At 28.8% G+C, this 17,726-nt stretch carries 13 protein-coding genes; 6 read left to right on the top strand and 7 right to left on the bottom strand.

Annotated elements, in window-relative coordinates:
* Nucleotides 1-6 precede the first annotated feature (6 nt).
* Nucleotides 7-987: a Gfo/Idh/MocA family protein gene (locus A966_RS12465; protein ID WP_008726158.1), complete on the bottom strand. Its 981-nt coding sequence runs from the start codon at nt 985-987 to the stop codon at nt 7-9.
* Between the two features lie 230 nt (nt 988-1,217).
* Here A966_RS12465 and A966_RS12460 point away from each other — a divergent pair, with 230 nt between their 5' ends.
* The 3 genes from A966_RS12460 (at nt 1,218) to murB (ending at nt 3,673) form a co-directional block, all read left to right on the top strand.
* On the top strand, nt 1,218-2,189 hold the full coding sequence (locus A966_RS12460) for a segregation and condensation protein A (RefSeq protein WP_008726157.1): 972 nt from the start codon (nt 1,218-1,220) through the stop codon (nt 2,187-2,189).
* A gap of 3 nt (nt 2,190-2,192) precedes the next feature.
* On the top strand, nt 2,193-2,702 hold the full coding sequence (locus A966_RS12455; RefSeq protein WP_008726156.1) for a BspA family leucine-rich repeat surface protein: 510 nt from the start codon (nt 2,193-2,195) through the stop codon (nt 2,700-2,702).
* Nucleotides 2,703-2,767: 65 nt separating this feature from the next.
* Nucleotides 2,768-3,673, top strand: a complete 906-nt coding sequence (gene murB / locus A966_RS12450; RefSeq protein WP_008726154.1) for a UDP-N-acetylmuramate dehydrogenase — start codon at nt 2,768-2,770, stop codon at nt 3,671-3,673.
* 26 nt (nt 3,674-3,699) lie between these two features.
* Here murB and A966_RS12445 read toward each other — a convergent pair whose 3' ends face one another.
* From A966_RS12445 to hemH, 5 genes are all read right to left on the bottom strand, one after another.
* Entirely contained in the window at nt 3,700-4,395 is a 696-nt protein-coding gene (locus A966_RS12445; RefSeq protein ID WP_008726153.1) for a DUF6198 family protein, read from the bottom strand.
* 966 nt (nt 4,396-5,361) lie between these two features.
* The gene (locus tag A966_RS13170; RefSeq protein WP_008726151.1) at nt 5,362-5,790 is read right to left on the bottom strand and encodes a DUF4234 domain-containing protein; all 429 of its coding nucleotides are present in this window, start codon (nt 5,788-5,790) and stop codon (nt 5,362-5,364) included.
* A gap of 26 nt (nt 5,791-5,816) precedes the next feature.
* Complete coding sequence (locus A966_RS14040; protein ID WP_008726150.1) at nt 5,817-6,035, bottom strand: DUF4234 domain-containing protein; 219 nt, start codon at nt 6,033-6,035, stop codon at nt 5,817-5,819.
* A gap of 210 nt (nt 6,036-6,245) precedes the next feature.
* Nucleotides 6,246-11,987: an Ig-like domain-containing alpha-2-macroglobulin family protein gene (locus tag A966_RS12425; protein WP_008726149.1), complete on the bottom strand. Its 5,742-nt coding sequence runs from the start codon at nt 11,985-11,987 to the stop codon at nt 6,246-6,248.
* Between the two features lie 520 nt (nt 11,988-12,507).
* Entirely contained in the window at nt 12,508-13,494 is a 987-nt protein-coding gene (hemH, locus tag A966_RS12420; protein ID WP_008726148.1) for a ferrochelatase, read from the bottom strand.
* Between the two features lie 199 nt (nt 13,495-13,693).
* On the opposite strand from hemH, the gene A966_RS12415 reads away from it, so the two are divergent.
* From A966_RS12415 to A966_RS12405, 3 genes are all read left to right on the top strand, one after another.
* Entirely contained in the window at nt 13,694-15,145 is a 1,452-nt protein-coding gene (locus A966_RS12415; protein WP_008726147.1) for a catalase, read from the top strand.
* Nucleotides 15,146-15,317: 172 nt separating this feature from the next.
* Nucleotides 15,318-16,157 carry a diaminopimelate epimerase gene (gene dapF, locus A966_RS12410; protein WP_008726146.1) on the top strand — a complete coding sequence of 280 codons (840 nt, stop codon included), beginning with the start codon at nt 15,318-15,320 and terminating at the stop codon, nt 16,155-16,157.
* A 170-nt stretch (nt 16,158-16,327) separates the two neighbouring features.
* On the top strand, nt 16,328-16,885 hold the full coding sequence (locus A966_RS12405; RefSeq protein WP_008726145.1) for a lytic transglycosylase domain-containing protein: 558 nt from the start codon (nt 16,328-16,330) through the stop codon (nt 16,883-16,885).
* A 39-nt stretch (nt 16,886-16,924) separates the two neighbouring features.
* Here the strand turns inward: A966_RS12405 and flgG are convergent, their stop codons facing one another.
* Nucleotides 16,925-17,719: a flagellar basal-body rod protein FlgG gene (flgG, locus tag A966_RS12400; RefSeq protein ID WP_008726144.1), complete on the bottom strand. Its 795-nt coding sequence runs from the start codon at nt 17,717-17,719 to the stop codon at nt 16,925-16,927.
* Between the last annotated feature and the right edge of the window lie 7 nt (nt 17,720-17,726).

Below are 17,726 nucleotides of genomic sequence, written 5' to 3'. Positions count from 1 at the left end.
TATAATTTATTTTTCAAAAGGGTATTTTATTTTCCAGCTTCTTCTCAAAGTATCCATTATATTCATCACTCTTAAAATATCTTCATGAGGCATTTCTGGGCATTCTAATTTTTTATTATTAATAGCATTGATACAGGAAATTATTTGATATTCATAGCCTGTTATTTGTTTAGGAACTTTAATAGTTTTTATAGCTTTTCTATCAAGAGAATAAACTGTTATGCTTTCAGGATTATTTATATTTTTTACAACTATATAGCCTTTATCTCCATTAATAACACCTTCTCTATTAGTTAATGCTGACATTGTAGAGTTTAGTATAGCCATTTTATCATCTTCAAAAGTTAATGTAATAGCGTTCTGCTCATCTACTCCTTTTTTAGTTTTTATGCATGAAGAATCTATTTTTTTTATTTTATTGCCAAATACCATCAAAGCAAAATTAATAGTATAAACACCCACATCAAGCAAAGCACCGCCTGCAAGTTCAGGCTCTATTAATCTAGGTACTTTGTTTATAACATAACCTAGATTCGCAGTTAATGAAGTTACTTTCCCTATAATTCCGCTTTTTATAGTATCATTGATTATTTGTCTGCTAGGCATATATCTAGTCCAAATAGCTTCAGCAAGTAAAAGTTTTTTCTTTTTAGCAAGTATTAAAACTTCTCTTGCCTGTTTAACATTAACAGTAAAAGCCTTTTCACATATAACATGTTTATTATTTTCTAAGCATAATTTTATATGTTCATAATGATGAGAATGGGGAGTAGCTATATATACCAAATCTACATTTTCATCTTTTAACATTTCTTCATAAGAGCCGTAAAATTTTTTGAATCCGTATTTTTTGGCAAAAGCCTTGCTTCTTTTTATATCTCTTGCACTTACTGCATAAGATTGTGCTTCTTTAATTTTTGAAATAGTTTGAGCCATTTTTTTGGCAATATTTCCTGCACCTATAAAACCTATATTAATTTTTTTCATTATGTTACCCCTTATAAATTATTTTAATACATTTAAATAATATTAGAATTTCATTTATTGTCAATAGAGTTGTTAAAAAACTAATTTTATTTATAATTGAGAGTACTAGTCTGCAAACCCTATACCACGACTTTTTGGCATACAAACTCACCTTTACTTTTGAAACAAGTATGTTAATTGAAAATTATATACTTGAATTTTTATATTTTTATAATATATTATAATTCATTATGGAAGAGAATATAAACGAAACAAAGCAAGAAAATAATAATAATATAAACACAAATGCTTCAGCTAGTGAAGAATCAGAAAACAGTAAGACTGATTATAAAGAGTTTACCGTTTCATTATCTAGTATAGATTATGAAGGACCTTTGTCTATACTTTTTGATATGCTTAAAAGAAGCGAGAAAAGTATATATGAAGTGTCTATACTTGAAATTATAGATCAGTTTGTAGAATATTTGAAAGCTCAGGCTGCTTTAAATTTGGATTCTACGGGGGACTTTTTGGTTGTTGCTTCAGAGTTTCATCTTTATAAATCAAAAATGCTTCTTCCTCATGATATGGATGATGACAAGTTTACAGACAGACTTAAATTTGAAATAGTTGAGCAGATGCTGGAATTTCAAAGATATAAAATGGTTTCAGAAGAGCTTGATAAAATGCAAGATACATCGGATTCTATATTTGAAAGGAAAGATACCGAAAGAGTGAAATTCTTTAAAACTGTGAATACTGATGACAATGAAATAGCTTGGAAGGATATTACGCTTTATGATTTGGTTTATGCATTCACAAAAGTGCAGTTTGTACCGGAAACGGATTTGGCTGTTCTTTCCGGAATGTCTAATTTCCATATAGATAATGCTATTGATATGATAAGAATAAAATTATCTGAGACGGCTTTTTTTCCTTTCATTACTTTATTTAAAGACGGAGTTACTAAAAGGCAGCTTGTTACATTTTTTTTGGCTATGCTTGAACTTGTTAAAGAAAAAGAAATTCTTCTTAAACAAGAGATGAAGTTCAGAGAGATTTATGTGTTCAAAAGAGATGAGAGTTTTATGCATCAAAATAATGAAGATAGTTCAAAAGAAGAAAATAATAATGCCAAAGAATCTGCTAATAATAAAGAAAGTGTAGAAGAAGTTAATGAAAATACTGAAAATAATTCTTCAGGAAATGATGATAATAATTAAGTTATGAGTAAATATAAACCAAAGAATAAAATAGAATTAAGAAGTTTAATAGAAAATAATAATATCTATTTAGGAGATATAGACACTTCATTAATAACGGACATGTCTATGCTTTTTGATAAGCCTAATTATGCATGTTTTGATGGTTCATATAGCGAATATGAGAATTATAATGTGAGGATAGATTTTTCTGGCATAGAAAAGTGGAATACTTCTAATGTTGTAACAATGAAATCTATGTTTCATAATATAAAAAATTTCAACATAAATATTAATGATTGGAATGTTTCTAAAGTTATTGATTTATCTTATATGTTTTATGGGGCAGAGAATTTTAATCAGCCTTTAAATAATTGGAATGTTTCTAATGCTAGATATATGGCTTGTATGTTTAAGAATGCTTTGAATTTTAATCAGGATTTGAATGCTTGGAATATAAATAAGGATGCGGATATCAAAGATATGTTTTTTAATACAAAAATTGATTCAAAACCTATTTGGTATATTTTATAAAAATTATTTTTTATATTTTTATTAATTTTTATTAATATGTTATAATTATATTAGAGGTTGATTTAATGGCTAAATCTTTTAATGGTGTTTTAAGTAAAAAAAATGTTTCTTTAAAAAAATTTAATACTTTTAGGGTTAATGCTAAGGCTTTAGAATTTTATATACCTGAAACTATTAATGGTTTTATAGATTTGATTAAATATCTTAATGATAATAATAAAAGGTATATGATTTTAGGAGGCGGAAGCAATATACTATTTTTGGATAAAGTTATAGAGTTTCCTATTATTTATACCGGATTTTTCTCTCGTATAGAGCATACATCTCATAATATTTTAGCATATTCTGGAGCTAAAGTTTTTGATGTTGTTAAATATGCTTATAAAAATGCATTTACAGGTTTAGAGTTTTTATACGGACTTCCCGGTACTATAGGCGGTGCTGCTTATATGAATGCCAGATGTTATGAGCATTCTGTATCTGAGTTTATAGATAGTGTGGGAATAATAGATGATAATATAGAATATATGCATATTGGTATTGATGATTGTAAATATGCTTATAAAAAAAGTGTTTTTCAGTATAAAAACTATATAATTATTGATGTAAGATTTAAATTGAATAAGGGAGCAAAAAAAATAATTAAGCCTGAAATGAAAAAATTTTATAATGACAGAAAAAATAAGAATCAATTTAAATATCCTTCTGCCGGAAGTACATTTTTAAATGATTATGAAACTAATATGATAGCGGGTAAGGTTATAGATTCTATTAATATGCGAAATGTTAGGGTAGGAGGGGCTATGGTTTCACCTTATCATGCCAATTTTATAATTAATTACAACAATGCTTCAGGAAGAGATATTTTAAATCTTATGAGAAAGGTAAGAGAAGAAGTTTATAATCACAAAGGTATTACTTTGAATGCTGAAGTTAAAATCATATCTAATGATGAAAATGAAAAATTTTAAAATTTAACATAAAATTATTACATATTTTATTTATGTAATAATTTTTTTATATATGGTACAAATTCTATCTTTTTATCAATGAGGCTTCCTATAAAAGATATTGATTTACCCATTGTAAAAGCTGCAAGCACAGTACCTATTCCAAGTCCTTTTATATGACCTAAAAAAATGAATGTTATTAATGCTGTTGTTAAAAGAGAGCTTACATCAAATATTATTTTTATTTTAGAATAAGGCACTTTTATTATATTTGATAATTCTCTTGGAAATAGATCTGTAGGTATTATGGGAAGTCCGCATCTATTAGATAGAGCTATGCCAAAACTGAGTATGATATAACTTATTATAAAATATATAATTCTATATGTTAAACTCAAAGGTAAATGATTTATCCATAAACTATGTATATCTATAAATTTACCGAAAAAGAATCCTACGGCAAAACTAAATAAATATTCACCTACAAATTTTTTTCTTAAGATCATAAGTACTAATACGAGTAGAGTTTGAAAAATATAAGTAAAAGTTCCAAGCGATATATTTTTTATAACTTCAGAAAATGCATAAGGAACACTTGATATAGCAGATATTCCAGAGCCTGAGTAAAGCATCAAAACGACCCCAAAACTATTCATAATGACAACTAAAATTAGTGCTAATTCTCCGCTTATTATAAAGTGATTATTATGATCATTTAATGTAATATTATTTTCTGTTATCATATTGCAGCCTTTGGAAAATACTCAATATTAATTTTTAGATGCAAATATTATATAGCTAATTATATATTAATCAAGGAATTTTTTATGAATTATGATATAATTTTTTGAATTTAAAAAATCTCTTCACGCACGGTTAAGCAAATTTTATAATATAATAAAAATTAGAGTTCAAAATTAAATATATATTTATAATTTCATTCTGCGTGCGTTTAATATACTATAAACTTAAATAGAACTTGGGAGGGCTTTGTAATCACAGTAAAGATTTTAAAGAAATAAAAAGTAAAAATGACTGATAAAAGTTTTAAATATATAGGGCGGGAAATGTAATTAAGCTCAAAAAATTATTTACATATCCCACCCTTTATTTTTTATAATTTTACTTTGATATTATAATGTTTATTATATTTAGGATTGATTCAGTAATTTACAGCACCCACCCAAGTTTTTTTAAAATTTAAAACTTTACTGCACGCACGGTTAACTAAATTTAAAATATAATAAAAATTAGAATTCATAATCAATATATGTTTATAATTTTACTTTGATATTATAATGTTTATTATATTTAGGATTGATTCAGTAATTTACAGCACCCACCCAAGTTTTTTTAAAATTTAAAACTTTACTGCACGCACGGTTAACCAAATTTATAATATAATAAAAATTAGAGTTCAAAATTAAATATATATTTATAATTTCATTCTGCGCGCGTTTAACAGATTATAAGCCTAAATAAATTTACCGCATACTAAAAATTTTAAATAATATAATATATTTATATATATTCAACAAAAGATTTAGTATCTTGTTTAAGAAATATAGAATTTAGTTTTTTCTGTAAAGTAGCAGCAGTAATTATAGATATTATAATACTTATTATCATAATTGGTAATAAAGCAATATAATACCCAGAAGATAATGCACCAACTATAAATATAAATATTAATTCTATCAAGTTAATAATTAATAAGAAATTTGTTTGATTATCAGTCCATCCATATTTACTTTAGAAGGAAGATCTTTATAAATAATTGTCCCGTAACGATAAAGCCAAAAAATACGATAAAATTGTATAAATATATTTAATATTACCTCTAATCCCGGAGAAAGTCTATTAATATTAGTAAATTCTCTTATATTTTTTACTGTACAGTATATCCAGTATAAATTATAAATCCCCAAAGTTATTATATGAGAAAATATTATTCTATTAATAGGTATAATACCATTATTATCCTCATTTTTAACTTCTATTTTATTCCATATACTATTTAATCTATTTTGTAATATTATAACTGATATTGTAGGAAATATTAAAACCCCAATAGTCCAAACTATGAGTATAAGAGATATTGGATTTATAATAAGTAATATTGGATTTAATAACCCCAATATTACTAATATATTTGTTTTATCTTCTATATTTTTTCCCCGATTATATTAGGTATTTTTATATATACAATTTTTCCGATTTTATTAAGCCAAAATATAGGATAAAAAGGTATTATATTTAAAAGTGTTTCTTTTTCGGAATTTAAATTTTCATCGTTTGTAATATCTTTTATTTCATAAGTAACTTGATAAACCCAATATAAATAATATATACCAAAAGTAAATGTTATTAATATTATAATCAATATAAAATTTCTTTTTTACCTTTTTTTAATTCCATTTAATCCCCAATAAATAATATTTAACATTATATATTTATTTTTATAAAAATTTAAATATTAAAATTATATTTATACAAAATATATTATTTATATTATGCTAAAAATAAATAAAAGGCAATACCTTAAAAAAGATATTGCCTTTAAAATTTTATTCTAACAATTTAAGATATTAAATTATTTAGCCTCAATTATTACTTTATACTGTCCGTCATAACCAAATACTTCTGGATTGTACATCTCTTCGGCTTTAGTAGCGGGAAGTAAATATTCTCCAGGTGTGGCTGCTCTAACTACATATTTGTATACATGCTCTCCCTTGTCAAGAATATCAGCAAATAATAATATTTTGTCATTATAGTTTTCTGTATGATTAAATCCGCCCCACCAGCTTGTACCTTGATTGCCTGTAATGTTTTTAACTTCGCTGCTTTCTGTAGCAAATGAAGAGTTTAATATTCTCATACCAGAAGCAATAGGAGTGTCAACTACTACAAAATGTCTCTCATAAGGAACTGTAACTTTTACTACAACAACATATTCCTCGCCTTGTTTGAATCTATCTTTTGTAAGATCTAATACTTTACCGTCTTTAGTTTGATACTCTCTTACAACTTTTATTCCAGCATCTCTATTGATAGCCAAATCACGAGGTGCATAAGTAAGTCTTACTCCGTAATAAAGTCTTCCGTCTCCGTTTCTTTTAATATTTGCTAAAGCACTTCTAGTATTTAAATTGCTTAATCTGTCATTCATAAACTCATCTAAGGCATAATTTTTTGTTAGGCTAGGCTGAGTTCTTGAACCGAATGTTTCTGCAAGTAAAGTTTGTCCCTGATATATAAACTCTGCTTTGAAATTAGGACTGACATTTTCATATTTTTTATAATACATATTCATAGCGGCAAATACTGAAACATTATCCTGAGTATTTAAATATCTGCCGTTTTTTCTTGACTGAACAAGCCATCGAACCACTTTCTCATTAATAGCATTATCATATCCTGTTTCTATTAATGCATATAAAGCAACGGAAGTATCTCTCACTGATGAAGAGTGTATCCAATAAAGATTAGCATATCTTACTTCAAGCTCATAATGTGCAGTAGTAGGGTCTTCTTTAATAGTATTAAGTATATACTGCCTTACATTAGTAAATGCATTATTGTCGTATTTGTTATAATACATAGCCCTCATTAACTGCACCTGTCCATAGAAAGGTATATTATTAACTTGTGGATATATTCTGTCTATTATGGCTTTTACATCATTATTATTGTATCCACCCTCAGCAAGAACTGCAGCAATATAAGCTATAGAAGATAAATTAATGTATTCATCATTCCAGAAGCTAGGTTTTTCAGCATTTCCGCTTTTAGCATAATTGTTTATATATTCTAATGCTATCTGTAAAGAGTTTTCATCAACAGTGTACCCCTCTTTTTTAGCCTTAATCATAGCATCAGCAGCATAAGCAGTAAGCCATGGTGATATCCAAGTTTTGCTAGGCCAGTATGAGAATCCTCCATTAGGACTTTGATATGTAGGCATAGTTTTCAAGAAATCAGTTACTGTTTTATCTAATTCTGCCTCTGCTATATCAGTAAGTTTCATGTCTACTAATAATCTTTTGCTAGTTATTATAGGATAAACTCTTGATAACTGCTGCTCCAAACAAAGATAAGGATAATTAATAAGATAATTAATTCCTCCAGAAAGCTCACTAAATGCACTAGGCGACATATAAACTTCCAAACTTCCAGCACCTTTATACGCTTCTGTAATATTAGGTACTCTTATCATCAAGTCAGTATTATTGTTTGTAGTGCTTGAGAATACGGCAACTGACTCTGTAGTCATAGGTACATTAACTTCAAATGATTTCTCTACAGCATCAGTATATTCTCCGCCTTTAGCAAGTATTGTAACTTTAGCCTCTCCTCTGTTTGTAGCTATAATATCAAATCTTACATCAGCATTTCCGCCTTTAGGAACTGTTATTTTCTGAACATCATTTTCTATCATAGCATTAGAAGCAACAGCCTGAACTTCTATTTCTAAATCTTTATCAGAATAGTTATAAACCAAAGTACCAGCTTTTAATTTATCTTCAACATAAGCGAACTCTGGAAGTGTAGGCATAAGCATAATATTTTTCTTAACTACAACAACATCATCAGAAGCTCCGAAATAACCGTCTTTATTTATAGCAGAAGCCATTATTCTAAATGATGTAATATTATCTGGTAAATTAAATGTAACGGTAGCTTTACCCTCAGCATCGGTTTTTACTCTTCCTTGATAGAATGCAGTAGTAAGGAAATTTTTTCTTATGCTGAATACGTCCATACCCATAGCTTCAGCTTTAGCCATAAGTGCAGCATTAGCTCTCATACCGTCTCCGCCCGGTGTATCTCCTTTCTCTCCATAGTTACGCTGACCTATCAAATGTATTCTTGTATCGGCACTTGCAACACTCAAAGGTCTTTTTCCGTAGAATGTATTAAACCAATTAGGAGTTTTGTATCCTATTAAATTTAATACTCCAACATCAACAACGCTTAACATTATCTCTGTTTCCATAGGCTTACTTTCTTTTGTTTCAACATATAAATCAACTGTCATCTCATCGCGAGGCTCTAAACTGTCAGCAGATTTTGTTATTTTTACATTAAGCTCTTTTTCACGCGGAGAAACTGAAAGTCCTGCATAACCTATTTTAAATGATGGTTTTCCTTCATCAGTTGCATAATTAGTATAAGCCTCATTTTCAACTCTTCCTTTAACAAGTGAAACACCTACATAAATATTAGGCAAATATTCTGGTTTTATAGGTACTTCTATTAAAGCAGTAGAGCCTTCTATATTTGTTACAAAAGAATCTATTACATATTCCCTTTCAACTGTTACCAAAGCCGTAGCAGATTCATAAGGAGATTTTACCATTATTCTAGCTGTTTCATAAGGCTGATACTCTTCTTTTTCTGTTATAAGCTCTAGCAAATCATCATCAAACATAGCCCAAGGAGCATAATCCTTACCTATAACATACATATATTCATCAGAAGCTACTTCTCTGTTTTTAGAATCTTTTGCCCTTGCTAATACTATATAAAGTCCGGAGTTTGCAGGAGTAAAACTAAAAGCAACAGGATCTTTAGCTGTTGTAACTGTAGTAGTTTCAACAACATCATCAATTTGTTTAGATTCCCATTCAAATCTTCCGCCTGTTATAGCCTTTCTTACTGATTCCCAATGTCTTCTTATAACTTGTACTTCTATTTGTTTGCCTTCAAGTCTGCTGCCTTCTGGGTCTGCTGCTATAAACTCTAATTGTGTAGGCTTGTCAGTTTCTAAGAAATAGCCTTGTCTTTTTATACCTATATAATAATCGCTTCCATGAACTAATACGCTTTTAGTTGTGCTTACTCTTTGAGAATCCTCTCCTGATACGGTTGACTCTATAGTAACATAAGCTGCATGTATTGAACGGCTTGCATCTACAGTAGGAGCATAAGCATATTCTCCGTTTTCATCTAATGAAGCGGTGCCGTTTGCTATCATAGAATAATAATTATTATAATACTCATCTTCAAACCAGCTTAATTTTGTAAATCTGAATCCTGCATTATTAGGCGGAGTGAAGAAAGTTTCATTCATAGATATATTATAGTCTACCTGATTTGATATCATAGGCTCACCGAATAAATACCAGCCAGACATTTTTATAGGCATAGTATCACCTAAATAATAATTTTTATCTTCAACCCATAATCTGCTTTCATATTCTAAAGCTTTAAACTCTTCTACTCTGAAACTTTGAGATAAACTGTACGAAGTATTTTCTTCTCTGTCATTATTTGATTCGCTTTTAAACTCAGCATTTACATTATAATAACCAGTAGGAGCATCGGCTGGAAGTGTGAAATCTATCAAATAAGAACCATATTCATTTAAAGTAATTGTTCCTTTATGTATCTCTTCCCCTCTTGAATTGTTTATTGTAAATGTTCCGTTTTTTAAATCATTAGGTATCTGCCAACTGCCTGTTTTATTTTCTCTTATAACACCTTTTATATGTACTTCTTCACCAGGTTTATAAATACCTCTTTCTGTAAACATAGATCCGTTATAATCTTTAGTAGGAGGAGCATCATTATAGCTTATATCCATTCTCCAAGGTGAAACACCTGTACCCCAATCACTATTTATGAAAGATACATCATCTCCTTTTGTAACTATAGCCCATTGTCTTGGTGATGACCATCTGCTTACTCTGTTTATACCTAAAGTTCTAAATCCTTTAGTAGTAGCTATTCCATTTTCATCGGTAATTGCTTTTTCTAATACTCTATTAAAGTCATCTCTTATTTCTACAGTAGCTCCTTCAATAGGCATTCCTGTTTTTAAATCTGTTACGAATATTGTATTTGAATCACCTGAGAATTTTCCTGTTACTCCCATAGATGTAATTTGTATCTGTGAAGATGATGAATAGTCATACTGACTTTGATATCCAGTCTTACTTTTAAACTCTATTGATAAAAGTCCATACTGTTTATTATTCATATAATTAGTTAAATAAAGTGCTGTTGTGATGTATCTGTTTCTTTCAACATCTGGAGTGTACTCTGTAGTGTTATTATATCCTAATAAGTTTTTATATTGATTTGTATAATTTCTAAACTCAGCACTTTCATCATATCTGTATACTTCTTTATTTACAAATAAAAATGGTATAATATTTTCTTTATCAACATATCTGCTTTGTATATTAATAGTATTAGGGTTCATTACCTGTACTGGAAGTTTTATTCCTTCATAAGATTCTACAACCCCCATTCCAGAAGGTATAGAAAGGCTTGGGTTATAGTCTGTAACATTTAATGTGATATTTTGCTCTTCTCCTAGAGTTTGTCCGTAAGCATCTTTAAGACTTCCGTTTATTTTTATGTTATATGTAACATTAGGATTAAACCTTAAAGAATAAAGTGAAAAGGTTTTAGCACTCCAAGAGTTTTGCTGTATATCTTCTTCTGTAGGAAGCTGAATTGCTGGAGTGATTTCAATATTTCTTATTAAATCTGCCCATTCAACTCTTGTAGAGAAATTAATTATAGGTGCGTCTGGAGAGTATGAGGCTGTTATTGTCTGTTCACTATCTCCGTTAAAATAGAATTCATCATGTGTAGAAAAAGTAAAACTGTCATTATTTGCTGTTCCCAAATTTCCATTAATTGCGGAAAGCCCTTTATCTATATATACTGTTATTTTATCGTTTTTATCCAAAGCAGTTTTAGGCTTTATAACTAGTACCTGTTCAAGTTCGTATGAATTAGTTTCCCATTCTCTTAAATCTTCTAGTCTTGCATATCTTACATCAAAATCTATATTTCTGTAGGTATTGCTTGAAATTAATTCTATATTTTCTTTGGCACTTTCAAGATATATGGGCATATTATAATAAACAACTATATTGACATCAGTAGCCAAATCTGACTGCCTATCATAAGGAGAACTTTTCTGCATTATAGGTCTTAAAGTATTAAAACTCCAAGTATAATCATTTTCTAATACTTCTCCTGTAAGTTCGCTTTTTATTCCTCTTTTTAATGTAACTTCAATAGCCGTATTATCAGGCAAAGGCTCACTAGGATAAAAAGCCAAAGTATTAATAGAAAGCCATCTATAACTTCCTTTAACATCTACATTAAAACTGAAATATTCATTGGTTACTTCTTTTATAGACTGCAAAGCAACCATCTGCTGATTGAATGTTATTGTTATTGCTTCATAATTATATCTGCTTGTGTTTTCTCCTATAGGACTAGTTCTATCAATAGCAACAGCAGCAAACATACTTACCCCCATTATAAATAACATAATAGCAGCATAATAAATTGTTTTCAATTTTAACATAAACTTCTCCAACGAACTATATTTTTAATTTTATGAAATTATACCATATATAATTTAAAAGTAAAAATGTTTTATCTATAATTATATTATAATATTTTTATTTACTATAAAATTACATATCATTAGACTTGTTTCAAAACTACTTGACAAAATTATATATAAAAAAATTAGTAATTATCAATTATAAAATAATGTTTTACATGTTTTATAACTTATTATTTTAGTATGTAAATATGCAGTCTTTCGCCGTAGGCGGGCTTTGCCTGCTTCTCGCCTGCCGACACCTGCCTTAGGCACGCTTCGCGAGGTGGACTTCGTCGGCACGCACAGCGAGGCGTACTTCGTATGTGTCACCACCGAGTAGGTGCCTTGCCTACGGCACGCAGAGCGTCGGCAAAAGAAGTGGGGGTGTGGCACGACTGTGTGATTCGCAGGGCTAGTCCCCACAAAATTATAAAAAATTAGTTTTGAAACAAGTCTATTATATAAAACTAAAAAAATATAAAAAAGTGCTATGTTATTAAATAATTTTATCATACATATTAACTTCTTTGTTAATATTTGATAATTCAATAATCATTTTGGCAAAGTATGTGCTGTCATTTAAACAAGGGCATAATATAAAATCTTTAATATTGTATTTGTTGATAGCATCTTTTCTGTATTCTATATCTATCTCATAAATTGTCTCGGAATTGTCTATAGTAAATGCCAAAGGGTATATTATTAATTTTTCACCGCTGTATTTTTTTATCGTATCTATTGTAGCAGGAGAAAGCCATTCTAATTTTCCTATCTTTGACTGATAAGAAAGTACAATATCTTTAAAATGTAATCCTTCTTTATAAAGTTTCTCTTTTAATATTTCTGCATTGCAATTGCATTCATATCTATAGGGATCTCCTTTATCAATATACATTTTAGGTATTGAATGAGCAGAAAATATTAATATATATTCGTTAATATCTTTTCCTATCATGCTTTTTTTTATTAATTCTACTATAGCATTATTATAATATTCATTGTCATAGTATCTGTCTATTATATTTATTTTGGGATTATATTTTAATTTTTTCATAGCCTTATAAATACTTTCTAATGATGATTTTACAGTAACTTCTGAATACTGAGGATACATGCTAAGTAATGTGATTTCTGTAACATTATTATGTTTTAATTCTTTTAATACATCATAAGATAAAGGGCTGCTGTAATTCATAGCATATTTATAGTCTTTTGAACTGTCCAATTCATTGAGTTTATTAACTAGTTTTTCTGTATATTCATTTATTGGTGATTTTCCTCCTATTGCTTCATAGTGTTTTATTACATTGGGCTTAATCCTATTTACTATCTTTTTTGCTATAATGCTTCTCATAAAACTATTTTTTATATTTAATATATGATAATCATTAAACATATTGATTAAAAATGTATCTACATCTTTTATGCTGTTAGCTCCTCCCATATTAAAAAGTATAACTGTTTCTTTTTTATCATTGTTCATAATATATAATCCTTATTAATAATATTTATTATTAAGTATATATTTTTATTAATTATTAGTCAATACTTATTAAAATTTTTTATTATTTAATATTTTTTATCAATATTTTATAATAATTTTTATAAATAGACTTGAAATAAAATATATTATTTAGTATAATATATTTATTGATAATAAATACTATTAAGGAGTTTTTAATATGTCTGATAAAAAATTAACAACTGAATTCGGTGCTCCAGTTGAAAATAATCAGAATTCTATTACAGCAGGTGCAAGAGGTCCTATGCTTTTACAAGATGTATGGTTTATGGAAAAGATGGCACATTTTGACAGAGAAGTTATACCTGAAAGAAGAATGCATGCTAAAGGTTCAGGTGCTTATGGTACATTTACTGTAACTCATGACATAACTAAATATACCAAAGCAAAAATATTTTCTGAAGTTGGAAAGAAAACTGATTTATTTGTAAGATTTTCTACAGTGGCAGGGGAGAGAGGGGCTGCAGATGCTGAAAGGGATATAAGAGGTTTTGCTATTAAATTTTATACTGAAGAAGGAAACTGGGATTTAGTTGGAAATAACACTCCTGTATTTTATTTCAGAGATCCTTTAAAATTTCCGGATTTAAACCATGCTGTAAAGAGAGATCCAAAAACTAATATGAGAAGTGCTCAGAATAAATGGGATTTTCTTACTTCTTTACCTGAAGCTATTCACCAAATAACTATAGATATGAGCGACAGAGGCATACCTTATAGTTACAGATATATGCATGGTTTCAGCAGTCATGCTTATAGTTTTATAAATAAAGAAGGTAAGAGATATTGGGTAAAATTTCATTTCAAAACTCAGCAGGGCATTAAAAATTTAACAGATGCTGAAGCTGAAGCAATAATAGCAAAAGACAGAGAAAGTTCTCAGAAAGATTTATTTGAAGCTATAGAAAGAGGAGATTTTCCTAGATGGAATATGAAAATTCAGATAATGACAGAAGAGCAGGCTAATGCAAGTAAAAGAAATCCGTTTGACTTGACAAAAACTTGGTCTCAAAAAGAATATCCTTTAATTGATGTTGGAGTTTTAGAATTAAATAGAAATCCTGAAAATTATTTTGCCGAGGTAGAACAGTCAGCATTTAGTCCTTCTACAATAGTTCCGGGTATAGGGTTTTCACCAGACAGAATGCTTCAAGGAAGATTATTCTCATATACTGATACACAAAGATATAGACTTGGAGTTAACTATTCAAGCATACCTGTAAATGCTCCAAAATTTAAGCCTAACACTTATCATAGAGATGGATATATGCGTGTAGAGTCTAATGGTTCTAAAGTAGAATATGAGCCAAACTCTCAGGGAGAATGGAAGGAACAGAGAGAATATTCTGAGCCTCCTCTAAAAATTTACGGCGATGCATATAGATATGATCATAGAGAAGATGATGATGATTATTACACTGATGCTAGAGCTTTATTCAATCTTATGACAGATGCTCAAAAGCAAGTATTATTTGAAAATACTGCAAGAGATATGAACGGAGTTACTAAGGAAGTACAATTAAGACATATAAAAAATTGTATGAATGTTGATAAAGCTTACGGACTTGGGGTTCTTAAGGCATTGGGCTTTGATGAGAAAGACATAAAATAAATATAAAACTTTGCATATATAAATAAATATAAAATAAATTATCAAATTTTAATCCCTGCAGCTAATATCTCTATTATGAAGGTATTAGCTGTATTTTTTATGAAATGTTTACTTAATTTAAATTATATTATAGAATATAAAAATAATATAAAAAATGTTTTAAGGGTTTATTATGACTTTATCTTTTACTAAAATGCATGGAATAGGAAATGATTATATTTATGTAGATTGCTTTAAAGAGAAATTTACTACTGAAGATGCTTCTAAATATTCTCCTATACTAAGCAATAGACATTATTCTATAGGGGCTGATGGTATAATACTTATAATGCCAAGCGATAAAGCTGATGCTAAAATGAGAATGTTTAATGCTGATGGAAGTGAATCTGAGATGTGCGGTAATGGTATAAGATGTGTAGCTAAATATGTTTATGATAAGGGTATAAGCAAAAATAATCCTCTTAAAATAGAAACATTAAGAGGAATATTGGATGCTGAATTATTTATAAAAAATGATGAAGTTGATAAAGTTGAAATTAATATGAGTTCTCCTATATTTGATGGGCTTAAAATACCTACAACTATAGATAAAAATCCTATTATTGATGAGCCTATAATATTTAATGGTAAAACATATTATTTTACTGCTGTATCTATGGGAAATCCTCATGCAGTAATATTTATAGACGACATTGATAATTTAGATATACATTCTGTAGGAAGTTATATAGAAAATAATAGTATATTCCCTAACAGAACTAATGTTGAATTTGTAGAGATAATAAATAGGGGAGAGGTTAAGCAGAGAACTTGGGAGAGAGGAAGCGGAGAAACTCTAGCTTGCGGTACAGGTGCTTCAGCCGTATGTGCTGCCGGATTTATAAGCAAAAGAACTGATAATATTATACTTAATCATCTTTTAGGAGGTGATTTAATATTAAGATATGAAAATAATACCGTATTTATGAAAGGTGAGGCTAGATATTCTTTTGAAGGCTGTGTTACATTATAGGAATATATAGGTTATATTATATATATTTTAATATTTTGCAATGTAAAAAAAATATGTTTTTTAACTGACATTTTAAAAAAAAATGTTAATATTTAAAATATAGTTTATGTTTTTTGATTATTAGCTAATTTATAATTAAAAATAGGATGTTTTAATTTAACAGGAGGTTTATGAAGAGAACGGTTATAATATTAGTTTTATTTATTTGCAATCTAAATTTGGAGACACATAGTTTCAATATCAATGATTACTCTTTTCCTTCTAATGATTGGGTAACATTAATTAAAAATGTATCTAATCATTATAATCAGGATTTTTGGTTTATAAAAGATGTTTTTGATGTTTGCAGTAACTATGATGTTGATCCTTTGTTAATGGTTGCTTTAATTAAAGTGGAAAGCAGCTTCATACCTACAGCACTTTCAAGGAAGAATGCTTATGGATACTGTCAAATAACTCCTATTGCAAATGAGGATGTTGATCCTAGTTTAAATAGATATGATCCAAGAGATAATATTATACTTGGAGTAAGATTTATAAATAAAATTTTGGATAAATTTGACGGAGATATAGTAAAGTCCCTTAGATATTATAATGCCGGAAATGCTTATGATGTATATGGTGAATCTTATGCTGAGAAGATAAAATATGAATATAATACTATGGTTAGCCTTTATGTGAAAGATGAAAGTTCTTATGGTGCTATATACAGAAAAGAGGCCTTTTAAAGCCTCTTATATATTACTAGTTATGTTATATTATTTTAATTATCTTTTTAAGTTTACAACAGTAGCAAGCAAATTATCGCTAGTTTGTACTGCTTTAGAGTTCATCTCATAAGCTCTTTGTGCTACTATCATATCAACCATTTCATCAACAACTTTAACATTAGACATTTCTACGAAGCCTTGATGTATTCTAGGAAATCCGTTAGCACCGGGCTCACCTTCAAAAGCAGGTCCGCTTGCTATGGTTTCTTTATATAAGTTATCGCCTATAGAAAGAAGTCCTGGCTGATTGATAAATCTATGAAGTGTGATTTGTCCTATTTCTACAGGATCATTTTCATCGCCTATTTTTACAGATACAACACCTTCTCTTGATATAGATATTTGCTCTACCAAAAAGTTTTCTGGGAATACTATTTCTGGAACTAGTCTGTATCCGTTTGAAGTAACCATTTGACCATTAGCATCAATTTTGAAAGATCCGTCTCTAGTATATGAAACGCTTCCGTCCGGCATTAATACTTGAAAGAAACCTTCTCCTTCCAATGCCAAATCAAGTTTATTTCCTGTTGCCTGTAAAGAACCTTGATCAAACATTTTTTGTGTAGAAGCACTTTTTACTCCCAAACCTGTTTGAAGCCCTACAGGTCTTACTGTATCTTCTGTAGCTGGTGTGCCTTGTATTTTTAAGTTTTGATATATTAAATCTTCAAAATCAGCTCTTACTTTTTTATATCCTATAGTGTTAACATTGGCAAGGTTATTTGCGATAGTGTCAGTTTTAAATTGCATACCGTTCATACCGCTTGCTGCTGTCCATAAAGAACGTACCATATAATAC

Origin of the sequence: Brachyspira hampsonii 30446, assembly GCF_000316195.1 — a bacterium.
GTDB lineage: Bacteria > Spirochaetota > Brachyspiria > Brachyspirales > Brachyspiraceae > Brachyspira > Brachyspira hampsonii_C.
Note: the sequence above shows the minus strand (reverse complement) of the source record. Positions and strands in the feature narration are given on the sequence as shown.